At 73.3% G+C, this 13478-nt stretch carries 8 protein-coding genes; 3 read left to right on the top strand and 5 right to left on the bottom strand.

From position 1 onward, the window contains the following. Positions 1-248 precede the first annotated feature (248 nt). Positions 249-2846 (bottom strand): DUF3516 domain-containing protein, encoded by a 2598-nt coding sequence (locus AC54T2_RS18645; protein WP_489976878.1) that lies wholly within the window; start codon positions 2844-2846, stop codon positions 249-251. A 120-nt stretch (positions 2847-2966) separates the two neighbouring features. Here AC54T2_RS18645 and AC54T2_RS18640 point away from each other — a divergent pair, with 120 nt between their 5' ends. Continuing rightward, the gene (locus tag AC54T2_RS18640) at positions 2967-4025 is read left to right on the top strand and encodes an ATP-binding cassette domain-containing protein (protein ID WP_496666923.1); all 1059 of its coding nucleotides are present in this window, start codon (positions 2967-2969) and stop codon (positions 4023-4025) included. Beyond that, the gene (locus AC54T2_RS18635; protein ID WP_496666922.1) at positions 4022-4849 is read left to right on the top strand and encodes an ABC transporter permease; all 828 of its coding nucleotides are present in this window, start codon (positions 4022-4024) and stop codon (positions 4847-4849) included. The genes AC54T2_RS18640 and AC54T2_RS18635 overlap by 4 nt, the downstream gene beginning before the upstream one ends. On the opposite strand, the gene AC54T2_RS18630 is transcribed toward AC54T2_RS18635, so the two are convergent. From AC54T2_RS18630 to AC54T2_RS18615, 4 genes are all read right to left on the bottom strand, one after another. Continuing rightward, a complete protein-coding gene (locus AC54T2_RS18630; protein ID WP_496666921.1) occupies positions 4833-7982 on the bottom strand; it encodes an AfsR/SARP family transcriptional regulator in 3150 nt (1049 codons plus the stop codon). The two genes, AC54T2_RS18635 and AC54T2_RS18630, sit on opposite strands and share 17 nt — an antisense overlap. Next, positions 7979-8911 carry a site-specific tyrosine recombinase XerD gene (gene xerD / locus AC54T2_RS18625; protein WP_489976874.1) on the bottom strand — a complete coding sequence of 311 codons (933 nt, stop codon included), beginning with the start codon at positions 8909-8911 and terminating at the stop codon, positions 7979-7981. Before xerD ends, AC54T2_RS18630 begins: the two co-directional genes overlap by 4 nt. Further along, the gene (gene ald / locus AC54T2_RS18620; protein WP_496666920.1) at positions 8908-10023 is read right to left on the bottom strand and encodes an alanine dehydrogenase; all 1116 of its coding nucleotides are present in this window, start codon (positions 10021-10023) and stop codon (positions 8908-8910) included. Before ald ends, xerD begins: the two co-directional genes overlap by 4 nt. 76 nt (positions 10024-10099) lie before the next feature. Beyond that, positions 10100-10720, bottom strand: coding sequence for an NUDIX domain-containing protein (locus tag AC54T2_RS18615; protein WP_186342275.1), 621 nt, complete (start codon positions 10718-10720; stop codon positions 10100-10102). A gap of 56 nt (positions 10721-10776) precedes the next feature. On the opposite strand from AC54T2_RS18615, the gene pepN reads away from it, so the two are divergent. Then, the gene (pepN, locus tag AC54T2_RS18610; RefSeq protein ID WP_496666919.1) at positions 10777-13224 is read left to right on the top strand and encodes an aminopeptidase N; all 2448 of its coding nucleotides are present in this window, start codon (positions 10777-10779) and stop codon (positions 13222-13224) included. Positions 13225-13478 lie beyond the last annotated feature (254 nt).

Raw genomic sequence — 13478 nt, 5'->3', positions numbered from 1 at the left:
GGCACCGGCGTCCGCACGAGGGGCGGCATCTGCGGGGCACTGCTGCCCGTGTCGTGACCGGGGAATCCCGCACCGCTCATGTCTGCTCCTCGTGCCTCGTCGTGGCTGGGTCGTGCATCGGGCCTACCGCTCGATTGGACCACGTCGCACGCCCGCGACTTTGTCGACACGTCGACAGTTGTCGCACCAGTTCCGAGACGGTCCCGGCCTGCACCGCGCGGGACTCTACGCGGCCCACGGGGACGGACTCACAGCCGCCTCATCGCCACGGTCGCGATCACCAGCTCGCCGGCGCTGTCGGTGGCGTCGCAGTCCACCCTCGCCTCGATCACCCAGTCGTGGTGCCCCTCGGGGTCGTGGATGGTCTGGCGTACGTCGCGGACCCGGGCCGTGGTGCCCTCCTCGGCGCCGACGGGCTCGCCGACGCGCTCCTCCCCCACGACCAGCAGGTCCGGACCGCGCGCGTCGCCATCGGTGAGGACCCGGTCGTGCTCGGCGTAGTAGTCCTCCAGTGCGGCGTCCCACGCCGACCGGCCGACGACCACCTCGCGCGGCGGGTCGGTGCGGTCGGCGGCGGCGCGCTCGAGGCGTACGAGACCGTCGAGGTCGTCGCGGGAGACCGCGTCCACCCGCGCCCACATCGCGTTGCGCACCATCACCCGGAACGGCCGCTCCTGGCGCGAGAGGGGGCGCGGCGGGGGCGGCGGCTCGTGGTGCGCGACGGACGAGGAGGCGTGGTCGGGGTCGGCCAGCGCCTCCCACTCGTCGAGCAGCGAGGAGTCGGTCTGGCGCACGGTCTCGCCGAGCCACTCGATGACGTCCTCCACCTCGGGGGCGCGGTGCGACTCGGGCACGGTCTGCCGCAGCGTCCGGTAGGCGTCGGTGAGGTAGCGCAGCACGAGTCCCTCGGAGCGGGCGAGCTGGTAGCGACCGACGAAGTCGGTGAACCCCATCCCCTGCTCCCACATCTCCCGGACGATCGACTTGGGGCCGAGTGCGTCGTCGGGCAGCCACGGGTGGGTCTGCCGGTAGGTCTCGTAGAGGGCCTCGAGGAGCTCGCGCAGCGGCTGGGGCCAGGTGATCTCCTCCAGCAGCGCCATCCGCTCGTCGTACTCCAGGCCGTCGGCCTTCATCTCCCCGATGGCCTCGCCGCGGGCGGCGTGCTGCTGGGCCATCAGGATCTGGCGCGGTGCCTCCAGGACGGCCTCCACCACCGACACCACGTCGAGGCCGTAGGTCTCGGACTCGGGGTCGAGCACGTCGAAGGCGGCCAGCGCGAAGTGGGCGAGCGGCTGGTTGAGCGCGAAGTCGTCGGGGAGGTCGACGGTGAGCACGTGACGCCGGCCGTGCTCGTCGGGCTCGTCGAGGCGGGTCACGATCCCCGTACGCACGAGCGAGCGCGACAGGCGCAGGGCCCGCCGGGCCAGGCGCAGCTGCCCGCGACGGTCCTCGTGGTTGTCGGTGAGGAGCCGCCGGAGCACCGAGAACGCGTCCTCCTCGCGGGTCAGGACGTTGATCAGCATCGAGTTGTCGACCTTCATCCGGCTGGTCAGCCGCTCCGGCACCCCGGCCACCAGCTTGTCGAAGGTCTGCTCGGTCCACACGACCGTGCCCTCGGGCGGCTTCTTGAGCTGCGCCTTCGACTTCTTCTTGCCGGCGGCGACGCGTGCGGCCGACTTGGCCTTGGCCTGCTCGTTCTCGATGACGTGCTCGGGAGCCTGGACGACGACGTGGCCGGCGGTGTCGTAGCCCGCCCGCCCGGCGCGGCCGGCGATCTGCTGGAACTCGCGCGTGCGGAGCACCCGCTGCCGGTTGCCGTCGAACTTCGCCAGGCCGGTGAACAGCACGGTGCGGATCGGCACGTTGATCCCGACGCCGAGCGTGTCGGTGCCGCAGATGACGCGCAGCAGCCCGGCCTGGGCGAGCGTCTCCACCAGGCGGCGGTACTTCGGCAGCATGCCGGCGTGGTGCACCCCGATGCCGTTGCGCACCATCCGCGATAGCGTCTTGCCGAAGCCCGCCCCGAACCGGAAGGCGCCGATGCGCTCGGCGATGGCGTCCTTGTCCACCTTCTTCAGCGGTCGCCGCAGCAGGTTGGTCGCGTGCTCCACGGCGGCCGCCTGCGTGAAGTGGACGACGTAGACCGGGTCCTGGCCGGTGACGACGAGCTCCTCGAGGGTGTCGTCGAGCGGCTCCATCGACCACCGGAAGCTCAGCGGCACCGGCCGCTCGGCGTCGTCGACGACCGCGGTGTCGCGCCCCGTGCGCCGCTGGAGGTCCTCGACGAAGAACGAGACGTCGCCCAGCGTCGCCGACATCAGCAGGAACTGCGCGTCGACCAGCTCGAGCAGCGGCACCTGCCACGCCCAGCCCCGGTCGTGCTCGGAGTAGAAGTGGAACTCGTCCATCACCACGAGGCCGACATCGGCCGAGCGTCCCTCGCGCAGCGCGATGTTGGCGAGCACCTCCGCGGTGCAGCAGATGATGGGCGCGTCGGGGTTGACCGCGGCGTCCCCGGTCAGCATCCCGACGTTGTCGGCGCCGAACACCTCGATGAGCGCGAAGAACTTCTCGCTGACGAGCGCCTTGATCGGCGCGGTGTAGAAGCTCACCTCGTCGCGCGCGAGCGCCGCCAGGTGGGCGCCGATCGCCACCAGCGACTTCCCCGACCCCGTCGGGGTCGCGAGGATGACGTGGTTGCCGTCGAGGACCTCGATGACCGCCTCGTCCTGGTGGGGGTAGAGCTCCAGCCCACGGTCGGCGACCCAGCCCGTGAAGGCGTCGTAGACCGTGTCCGGGTCGGCGCCCGTGGGGACCCGGGTGTCGAGGCGCACTGGGTCCGGCATGTCTCGATCCAACCATCCGCGCACGCGTCGACGCTCGCGGGGGCGCGCGCCCGGTGCCGGTTTCGTGGGCGCGGCCGACATGCAACCGCCGTGAAACCGCGCGCGTCGATCGTGGCCGTCATGACCACACCACATGACTCCCGCTCCGCGCCGGGACCCGCCGTCTCCGCCACCGGCCTCGTCAAGCGGTTCGGCGACCAGCGCGCGGTCGACGGCATCGACCTCCGGGTGCAGCGCGGCGAGGTGTTCGGCGTGCTGGGCCCCAACGGCGCCGGCAAGACGACCATGATGCGGATGCTCGCGACCTTGCTGACGATCGACGAGGGCGAGGCGAGCATCCTGGGCCACGACGTACGCACCGCACCCCACGCCGTGCGCCGCACGCTGGGCGTCACCGGCCAGTTCGCCTCGGTGGACGAGAACCTCACCGCCACCGAGAACCTCTGGCTCTTCGCCCGGCTGCAGGGTCTCGGGCGCACCGAGGCCCGCGCCCGCGGGGCCGAGCTGCTCGAGCAGTTCGACCTCGTCGAGGCCGCGAGCAAGCCGATCTCGGCCTTCTCAGGCGGCATGCGCCGCCGCCTCGACCTGGCGGCGAGCCTGCTGACCCGGCCGCCGGTGATCTTCCTCGACGAGCCGACCACCGGCCTGGACCCGCGCACCCGCGGCCAGGTGTGGGACACCGTCCGCGACCTGGTGCGCGAGGGCTGCACCGTGCTGCTGACCACGCAGTACCTCGACGAGGCCGACCAGCTGGCCGATCGCATCGCGGTGATCGACCGCGGGCGCAAGGTCGCCGAGGGCACCTCCGACGAGCTGAAGTCGTCGGTGGGCCAGTCCACCCTGCAGCTGCAGCTCGCCGACCACGCCGACCTCGCGGTCGTCGCCGAGGAGACCCTCCGCCTGCTCGGCGAGGAGGCCGTGCTCACCCCGGAGTCCCGGCGGGTCAACGTGCCCCTGGCCCGCACCGACCAGAGCGTCGACGTCCTCGTCTCGCTCCGCGACCGCGGGGTCGCCATCGAGTCGGTGACCGTGCAGAAGCCCTCGCTCGACGAGGTGTTCCTCGCCCTCACCGGCCACGACACCCACGACACCCCGGCGGGCGAGCAGGACGAGCGCGGCGACGGGACCGACGAGACCGACGAGACCGACAAGACCGACAAGATGGAGACCGCCCGATGAGCACCGCGACCCTGCCCGAGCCCACCGCAGGCCCCACCACGGGTCCCACCACGGAGCGCGTCGGCGTGGCCGACACGATCAGCCAGACCATGACCCTCGCGTGGCGGGCGACCAAGAAGATGCAGCGCAGCCTCGAGGTGATGTTCGACGTCACCATCCAGCCGCTGGTCTTCACCGCGATGTTCGCCTACATCTTCGGCGGCGCCATCTCCGGCGACGTCGACAGCTATCTCCCGCTCATCATTCCGGGGCTGATCGGGCAGACCGTGCTGACCGCGTGCGTGGCCACCGGGGTCCAGCTGCGCACCGACATGGACACCGGGGTGTTCGACCGGTTCAGGGTGCTGCCGATCTCGCGCATCGCACCGCTGGCGGGGCCGATGGTGGCCGACCTGGTGCGCTACTTCATCGCCTCGGTGCTGACCTTCGGGGTCGGCATCGCCATCGGCTACCGGCCCGGCGGCGGCGTCGCCGGGGTCGCGGGCGCGGTGCTGCTCGCGATGCTGGCCGGCTGGTCGCTCGCGTGGATCTTCACGCTCTTCGGGATCCTCGGCCGCAACGCCCAGGGCGTGCAGGGCATCTCGCTGCTGGTGATGTTCCCGCTGACGTTCCTGTCCAACGCGTTCGTGCCCACCGAGACGATGCCCGGGCCGCTGCGCGCGTTCGCCGAGGTCAACCCGGTGTCGCTGGTGATCAGCGCGATCCGCGACCTGGCCAACGAGGGCGCCGTCACCACCGACGTCGCCTGGGCGCTGCTGGGCTGCGCCGTGCTGATCGCGGTGTTCGCCCCGCTGGCCGTGCGGGCGTTCAGCCGGAGGACGTGACCCCGCCCGCCCAGGCGCGCCGCAGCCGGTCGACGGCTGCGGCCGCCTCGGGCACGAGCTCCGGTCCCGGGCGGTCGGCCAGCTCGCCGACGAGGCGGCCGAGCCGCCCGGGCTCCGCGGCGTCGGCGACGGCGACCATCGACTCCCACGCCATCACCGGCACGCTGCGGTTGTAGGCCCATCGGTGCGCCACGGCGAGCAGGAACATGCCGTCCGAGCGCTGGTCGGGCGGACCCCAGCGGACCACCCACGCGCCGAGCGCGATGAGCAGGACGCCGTTGAGCGGCAGGTCGGTGAACCACAGCGTGCCCGGTGGGGTCCGGCCTCCCGGTCCGACGACCCGGTCGCGCAGCTCGTCGGCCACGGGGTCCGCGGCCCCGGTGCCGTGACGCGCACGGCAGACCAGTGCGGCCGCGGAGATCATCGGCGCCCACGGCGACACGGCCGGCCCGCTGTCCGCGTCGACGACCATGTCGACGAGCGCGTCGTAGCGCCGGATCCCCTCGGCGCCGTCACCCCGGGCGAGGGCGACCTCGGCCTGGGCGGCCTGCCACGCCACCCGGGCACCGATCTGCGCGGCCGCGCCACCCGGTGGTCCGACGGCGTCGAGGACCGCGACGGCCCCCGCGACGTCGCCGTCCAGCAGCGGTGACAGGGCGGTGGCGACCTGGAGGCTGTAGGAGTCGGTGACGGAGTGGATCTGCTCGAGCAGCGGCCACGCGACGGCGGCGTGCCGCGCGGCCTCATGGTGCTCGCCCGCGGTCATCGCGAGCTGGCTGAGCTCGGCGTGCACGGACGCCCGCAGGAAGACCGAGAGCCGGTGCCGCAGCGCCTGCTCGGCGTACGCGCGCGCGGCGTCGACGTCGCCGGCGTTCTCCGCGACGATGCTCGCCCACATCAGCAGCGCGCCGGCGAGGCCGGCCCCGGTCTGCTCCGCCGCGACGCGCGCGAGCCGGGCGGGCGTGTCCTCGTCGACCTGCAGCACGGTGCGGCCGATCAGCCCCCACGCGCCCGCGGGCGGCTCCCCGCGGGTCAGCAGGTCGCCGAGCCCGCCCACCTCCACGCCGGGGACCCACGTCACGTGGACCAGCAGCACGCCCGCCGCCTCGAGGGCGTCGTGGCGCGCCTCGTCGGGGACGTCCCAGCCCGACAGCACCTCGACGGCCGCGTCGCAGACGGCGAAGATCTTCGGCTGGTCGCCGGTGATGGTCCACAGGCTGCCCAGCAGCGCGACCATCCGGGCCACGAGAGGGCGGTCGCCGATGGTCAGGGCCCGGCGCAGCACGTCGGTGAGGTTGTTCTGCTCCCGCACGAGGAGGTCGACCTGCGCGACCTGCTCGTCGGAGACGACGAGGTCGCGACACCGTGCGGCGAGGTGGGCGGCCCATCCGTGCAGCGCGTCCAGGGCCTCGGGGGTCTCGCCGCGCCGGGCCAGCTCGGCGGCGGCGTACTCACGTATCGTCTCGAGCGGCCGGAGTCGCGCGGTCTCGCCGTCGTCGACGAGGACGAGCATCGACTGCTCCACCAGCGCGTCGACGAGGTCGGAGCCGTCACGGCCGAGGACGGCCGTCGCCGCCGCGCGGTCGAACCCGTCCTGGAACACCGACAGCCACGCCAGTGCCCGCTGCTCCGCGGCCGTGAGGAGGTCCCACGACCAGCCGATCACCGCCGCTAGCGTGCGGTGTCGGTCGGGGGTGCTCCGCTCCCGGCTGCTCAGCGCGGTCAGGCGGTCGTCGAGCGCCGCGGCCACCTCTGGCACGGTCATGGTGCGGACCCGCGCGGCGGCGAGCTCGACGGCGAGCGGGAGCCCGTCGAGCCGGTCGACCACGGCGCCGACGGTCGCCGGGTCGAGCAGCGCGTCGGGCCGGGTGGCCGACGCGCGCCGCACGAACAGCTCGCGGGCGTCCTCGGGCGAGAGCTGGGTCAGCGGCACGACGCGCTCGGCGGCCAGCCGCAGCGGGGCGCGGCTCGTGGCGAGCACCTGGAGGTCACGGGTCGTCGCCAGCAGGAACGCCACGAGGGACGCGACGGGCTCGAGCACGTGCTCGCAGTTGTCGAGCACGAGCAGCGTCGGCCCGGAGTCGAGCTCCTGCGCCAAGCGGCTGCGGACGTCGGCCTGCTCGGCCGGCGTGAGCGCGAGGCGGGTCGTCACCGACCCGCGCACGCCGAGCGCCGCGCCGACCGCGACCACGACGTCGTCGCCGGCGCCCACGCCGACGAGCTCGACGACGTGCACGTGGGGCAGCACGGACTCGCGGGCCAGCACCTGCGCGATGCTGGTCTTGCCGATGCCCCCGGGACCGAGCACCGTGACCAGCCGCGACGCCGCCAGCGCCGAGCGCAGCCGGGCCAGGTCCTGCTCGCGGCCCAGGAGCCCGGCGCCGTCGTACCTCAGCCCGGTGCGCACCGGGTCGTCGGCGGCCAGCAGCTCGCGGTGCAGCCGCTGCAGCTCGGGCGCGGGGTCGACGCCGAGGCGTTCGGCGAGGTCGCGGCGGTAGTCCTCGTAGCGGCCGAGCGCGACCGCAGGCCCACCGACGGCCGCGATGCTGCGGAGCAGGTCGACCAGCACGCCGGACTCGTCGGTCCACCGAGCGGCGGCCGCCTCCAGCAGCGGCACCGCCTCCGCGTGGCGGCCCTGGCGGGCCAGGGCCCGTCCCAGGAGGTCGTCGGCGGCGTCGAGCGTCCGGGCTGCCAGGGACCTGAGCCGGGCCAGTGGTCCGGGCGCGTCGTCGGTCGCGGGCTCGGGCCACGCCCGCGACCACTCGGCCAGCTCAGCCGCCCGCACCGCGTCACCGGCGCGGAGGGCCTCCCGCGCCTCCGCGACCGCGAGACCCAGTGCCAGCACGTCCACCTCAGCGGCGTCGACGCCGAGCCGGTAGCCGGTCTCGGTCAGCTCGACGACCTCCGGCGCCGTCGCGGCCCGCAGCCGCGAGACGATGACCTGGAGCGCCTTGCCGGGGGCGGCGGGCGGGTCGTCCTCCCAGACCTGGTCGACGAGCTGCGCCACGCTCAGGCCGCGCGGCTCGAGCACCAGCGCGGCCAGCAGCGCCTGCGGGCGGGCCCCCACGACAGGGGCGTCGTCCCACGACGGCGCCCCGAGCAGCCGCAGCCGGACGCGCTCCCCCGTGGTCACTCGCGCGCTCGCGGGTGGGCGGTCGCGAAGACCTCACGCAGGTTGTCGACGGTGACCAGCGTGTAGACCTGCGTCGTGGTGACGGACGCGTGGCCCAGGAGCTCCTGCACCACGCGGACGTCGGCGCCGCCGTCGAGCAGGTGCGTCGCGAACGAGTGCCGCAGGGTGTGCGGCGACACCGAGGCGGTGACGCCCGCCCGCTCGGCGGCCTTCACCAGCACCGCCCAGGCGCTCTGCCGCGACAGGCGACCGCCGCGGGAGTTGAGGAACATCGCCGGGCCGCCCTTGCCGGTGCCGACCAGCTCCGGGCGCGCGCGCGTGAGGTAGGCGGCCACGGCCTCTCGGGCGTAGCCGCCGACCGGCACCAGCCGCTCCTTGCCGCCCTTGCCGCGCAGCAGCACCGTGCCGTCGTGCTGGTCGAGGTCGTCCACGTCGAGCCCGACCGCCTCGGAGATGCGGGCACCGGTGCCGTAGAGCAGCTCGAGGAGCGCGCGGTCGCGCAGGGCCAGCGCCGTGCCGGGCGCCCCGGCCGCCTCGAGGATGGCCTCGACGTCCGACAGCGGGAGCGCCTTGGGCAGCCGCTTGGCCGGGGTCGGCGGCTTGACCGCCGCCGCCGGGTCGCCAGCGGCGAGACCGTCGGAGACGGCGAACTTGTGGAAGCCGCGCACGGCGACCACGGTGCGCGCCGCGGACGACGCGCCCAGCGGGGGGTGGGTGTCGCTGCCCTCGCGCAGGCCGACCAGGAACGCGACGACGGTCGCCTCGGTGACCGCGTCGAGCTCCTCGATGCCCTGGCCGGCGAGGAACTCGACGTAGCGGCTCAGGTCGCGCCGGTAGGAGCTGAGCGTGTTGGCCGCCAGCCCGCGCTCGACCGCGAGGTGGTCGAGGTAGGTGCGGACCGCGCGGCCCAGCGGCGCCCCGGGGCTCACCCGAGGACTGTCTCCGGTGCCACCGACTCGATGCCGACGGCGTCGCCGACCGGTGCGTTGGTGAGCTTCCCGGCGTGGGTGTTGAGGCCGTGGACGAGGCTCGCGTCCTCGCGCAGCGCCCGCTCCCACCCCTTGTCGGCCAGCGCCACCGCGTAGGGCAGCGTCGCGTTGGTGAGCGCGTACGTCGAGGTGTTGGGCACCGCGCCCGGCATGTTGGCCACGCAGTAGAACACCGAGTCGTGCACCTCGTAGGTCGGGTCGTCGTGCGTCGTGGCGTGCGAGTCCTCGAAGCAGCCGCCCTGGTCGATCGCGATGTCGACCAGCACCGAGCCGGGCTTCATCCGCGCCACCAGGTCGTTGCTGACCAGCTTCGGCGCCGCCGCACCGGGGATCAGCACCGCGCCGATGACCATGTCGGCCTCCATCACCTGCTGCTCGATCGCCAGCTTGGACGACGCCAGGCCGTGCACCCGGTTGTTGTAGCGCCAGAACGACATCCGCAGCTTGTCGAGGTCGGTGTCGAGCAGCGTCACGTCCGCGCCCATCCCGAGCGCGATGTTGGCGGCGTTCTGCCCCGAGACGCCCGCGCCGATGATCACGACCTTCGCGTTGGCGACCCCGCCCACGCCGCCCATCAGCACCCCGCGACCGCCGTTGGCCTTCAGCAGCGCGTGCGCGCCGACCTGCGGCGCGAGGCAGCCGGCGACCTCCGACATCGGGTAGAGCAGCGGCAGCCCACCTGAGGGCAGCTGGACCGTCTCGTAGGCGATGGCCGTCACCCGGCGCTGCAGCAGCTCCTCGGTCAGCGGCTTGTCGGCGGCCAGGTGGAGGTAGGTGAAGAGGGTCTGGCCGTCGCGCATCCGCGCGTACTCCTCGGCGACCGGCTCCTTGACCTTGAGCACCATGTCGGCGGCGCCCCACACGTCGTCGGCCGTCTCGAGCATCCGCGCCCCCGCGGCGACGTACTCCTCGTCGGGGACCTGCGAGCCGCTCCCGGCGCCCCGCTCGATCATCACCTCGTGACCGTGCTGGACCAGCTCGTGGACACCGATGGGGGTCAGAGCCACGCGATACTCGCGGTTCTTGACTTCCTTGGGGACGCCGACCTTCATGCCTTGCTCCTCCGGGATCCGGGGCCTCACGGCGTGGGCCGCCTCACAGCGTGGGCGAGACTACTCCCGGGGCGGCCTACGGGGCCGTCAGGACTCCCCGACGCTTCAGCACGTCGTAGGCGAGCACCGCCTGGACCAGCGGGCCCTGCCGCACGCGGCCGTCGAGGACGGCGTCGAGGAGATCGGCCATCGACACCCAGAAGTGCTCCATCTCGGCCTCTTCGTGCTCCATCGCGAAGTCGCCTCGCGGGGCGTGCGAGAGCCCGCGCGCCAGGAAGATGTCGTGCACCTCGTTGCTGATGCCGGCGCTGGAGAACGTGCTCAGCAGCTGCTGCCAGTGGGCGGCCTCGAGCTCGACCTCCTCGCGCAGCTCGCGCTTCGCGGTCTCCACGGCCGGCTCGTCGCCCGCGTCGCGCAGTCCCGCCGGCAGCTCGACGAACTCCCGCCCGCTCGTGTGGCGGTACTGCCGCAGGCACATCACCCGCTCGTCGTCGTCCACCGCCAGCACCACGACCGCACCGGGGTGCTCGAGGCTGATCCGGCTGAACTCCTCGGAGTGCCCCGGGCGGGTGATCATGTCCTCGCGCAGCGCCACCACCCAGTCGTCGCGGTGCAGGTAGTGGCTCGACACCACCGGCCACGCCATCGGCCGGTCGGCGAGCTCCTGCGGTCCGTCGTCCCCGTTCCGGTCTCCCATGCGCCAGACGCTAGCCCAGGCGGCGACGTCGACGGGTGGGTGAGTAGGTTCGGCCCATGACGTTGGCGACGCTCACCAAGGACGAAGCGCAGACCCGGTCCGACCTCCTCGAGGTCCAGCGCTACGACATCGACGTGGACATGACCGGCCTGCTGGAGGGCGAGGTCTGGCGGTCGACGAGCACCATCACGTTCACCTGCTCCGAGCCCGGCGCCACGACCTTCGTGGACGTCGCCATGGACGTGGCGCGAGCGAGCCTCAACGGCCACGACATCGACGTGTCCGCGGCCGCCGACGGCCGGCTGCCGCTGCCCGCGCTGGCCGCCGACAACGTGCTGGTCGTCGAGGCGAGCACGACCAACACCGACACCGGCGAGGGCGTCCTGCGCACGGTCGACCCCACCGACAAGCTGGTCTACGTCTGGACCAGCCTCGAGCCCGACGAGGCCCGGCGGGTGTGGGCGTGCTTCGACCAGCCCGACCTCAAGGCCCCGCACCGGTTCGTGGTCACCGCTCCGTCGTCGTGGCTGGTCACCTCCAACGGTGCCCCGGAGTCGGTGGTGGACGCGGAGACCGGCGACGCGCGCGTGTGGACCTACCCCGACACGCCCCGGCTCTCGACGTACGTCGTGGTGGTCAACGCCGGCCCGTTCCACGAGGTGCGCCGCCAGCACGACGGCTACGACCTGGGGTTCTACTGCCGCCAGTCGCTCGTGCCGATCCTCGAGCGCGACCTCGACGAGATGGTGACCCTCACCCGCCAGGGCCTGGCCTTCTTCGGCGAGCGCTTCGGCTACCCGTTCCCACAGGAGCGCTACGACCAGGTCTTCGTCCCCAACCTGGGCGGCGCGATGGAGAACTGGGGGTGCGTGACCTACGGCGACGGCCAGCTCTTCCGCACTCCCCCGACCCACGCGCAGCGTGCGGTGCGCGCGGAGTTCATCTTTCACGAGATGGCCCACATGTGGTTCGGCGACCTCGTGACCATGCAGTGGTGGGACGACCTCTGGCTCAACGAGGCCTTCGCGTCCTGGGCGGCCAACTGGGGGATGGCCGCGGCCAGCGAGTTCACCGAGCAGTGGGCCACGTTCCTCGCTGCCTCCAAGCGCACCGCCTACGAGATGGACATGAGCCCGGCCAGCCACCCGATCCGCGGTGCCGTGCCCGACGTGGCGTCGGCGATGTCCAACTTCGACGCCATCACCTACGTCAAGGGCCAGAGCGTCCTGCACCAGCTCGTCGCCTACATCGGCGAGGACGCCTTCGTGGAGGGCCTGCGCGACTACTTCAGCCGCTACGCCTTCTCCAACACCCGCCTCGACGACCTGATGGACTGCTACGCGCGGGCCTCGGGCCGCGACCTGTCCGCCTGGACCCGGGCGTGGCTCGACGAGGCGGGCACCGACGTCATCACGCTGGCCGACAGCGAGCTGGTGGTGCAGGCACCCGGCACCCAGGACCCCCGGCCGCACCACCTCGACATCGCCGTCTTCGACGCCTCGGGCGACACGCTCGTGCCGGCCGGTCGCTCCTCCCACGAGGTCACCGGCCCGCGCACGCCCGTCGATCTCCCCGGCGGCGACCTCCGCCTGGTCAACGCCGGCGACTTCACGTTCGCCGCCGTCAAGCCCGACGACACGTCCCTGCGCCTGATGCTCGAGCGCATCCACCAGCTCGAGGACCCGCTCGACCGGGCCCTCGTCGCGGCGACCGCCGGCCAGCTGCTGCTGCTCGGCGACGTCGCCCCTCGCGACGTGTCGGCCGCGCTGACCCGGGCGCTGGCGTCGGAGACGAGCCCCGCGCTCATCGAGCCGTTCCTCGCCCAAGCGCTGCAGGTCGCCGACCGGTGGGCGCCGGCCGCCGAGTCGCCCGCGCTCCTGGCCGCGCTGGCCGACGCGGTCGTCGGCCTCGTGGACCTGCCCGACGCCCGGCAGGCGGCGCTGCGCACCCTGGCCGCGTCAGCCTCCGCCGCCGCGCACTGGGCCGTGCTCGAGGCGGCCGCCGCGGAGGCGACCGACCTCGACCTGGCGTGGCGGATGGCGGTGCGCCGCGCCGAGCTCGGCGACTACGACGAGGACGCCGTGCGCCGGCTCCTCGAGTCCGACCCCGACCCCGACGCCGCGATGCGTCGGCTCGCGGTGCTCGCCGCCCGTCCCGACGTCGAGGCCAAGGAGGAGGTGTGGCGGGCGTTCTTCGTCGACTACGCGGTACCCGCGAGCCGGGAGACGCTCGTGCTCGGCTCGACGTTCTGGCGTCCCGGGCAGGCCGAGCTGCTCGCCCCCTACACCTACCGCTACCTCGAGGAGCTGCGCACGCTCAAGGGCGGCCTGCTCAACCAGGGCCTCACCATCCGGGCGATGTACCCCCTCGGCGCCGGCGACGAGGACTTCCTCGCCGCCGCCGAGAACGCCGCCGAGGACTCCGCCCTGATCGCCTACGCCCGCAACCAGCTCCGCTCGAACTCCTTCGTCCTCAGCCGCATCCTGCAGGCCCGCCGCCTCTGACCGGGGCGCTCCGGCTGTTCGTCGACGTGGGGTTCGTGGCACGCGGTACGACGGCCGACTGATCAAGCTCCCAGCGGAGAGCTTCGCGGATGCCACATCCGCAGAGGTTGTGTGTTCGGGGAGGGAGAAGAGCGCTCATGGTCGGTGTTCGTCGGCCGAGCAGTGGACCCACCTCGCGCGGACATCTGCGACCGTGCGTTGCGCTACGTCCTGCTGGATGCAGCGCCGCCGGTTCGAGCGGACAGTCCGGCTCT

Source organism: Nocardioides sp. Z35_8, from assembly GCF_059621125.1.
This window is presented reverse-complemented; position numbering and strand designations above follow the sequence as displayed.

Excerpts from the sequence above, each read along its gene's own strand:
- AC54T2_RS18640 (WP_496666923.1), top strand. The coding sequence starts at position 2,967 with ATGACCACACCACATGACTCCCGCTCCGCGCCGGGACCCGCCGTCTCC.
- pepN (WP_496666919.1), top strand. The coding sequence starts at position 10,777 with ATGACGTTGGCGACGCTCACCAAGGACGAAGCGCAGACCCGGTCCGAC.
- AC54T2_RS18645 (WP_489976878.1), bottom strand. The coding sequence starts at position 2,846 with ATGCCGGACCCAGTGCGCCTCGACACCCGGGTCCCCACGGGCGCCGAC.
- AC54T2_RS18635 (WP_496666922.1), top strand. The coding sequence starts at position 4,022 with ATGAGCACCGCGACCCTGCCCGAGCCCACCGCAGGCCCCACCACGGGT.
- ald (WP_496666920.1), bottom strand. The coding sequence starts at position 10,023 with ATGAAGGTCGGCGTCCCCAAGGAAGTCAAGAACCGCGAGTATCGCGTG.
- AC54T2_RS18615 (WP_186342275.1), bottom strand. The coding sequence starts at position 10,720 with ATGGGAGACCGGAACGGGGACGACGGACCGCAGGAGCTCGCCGACCGG.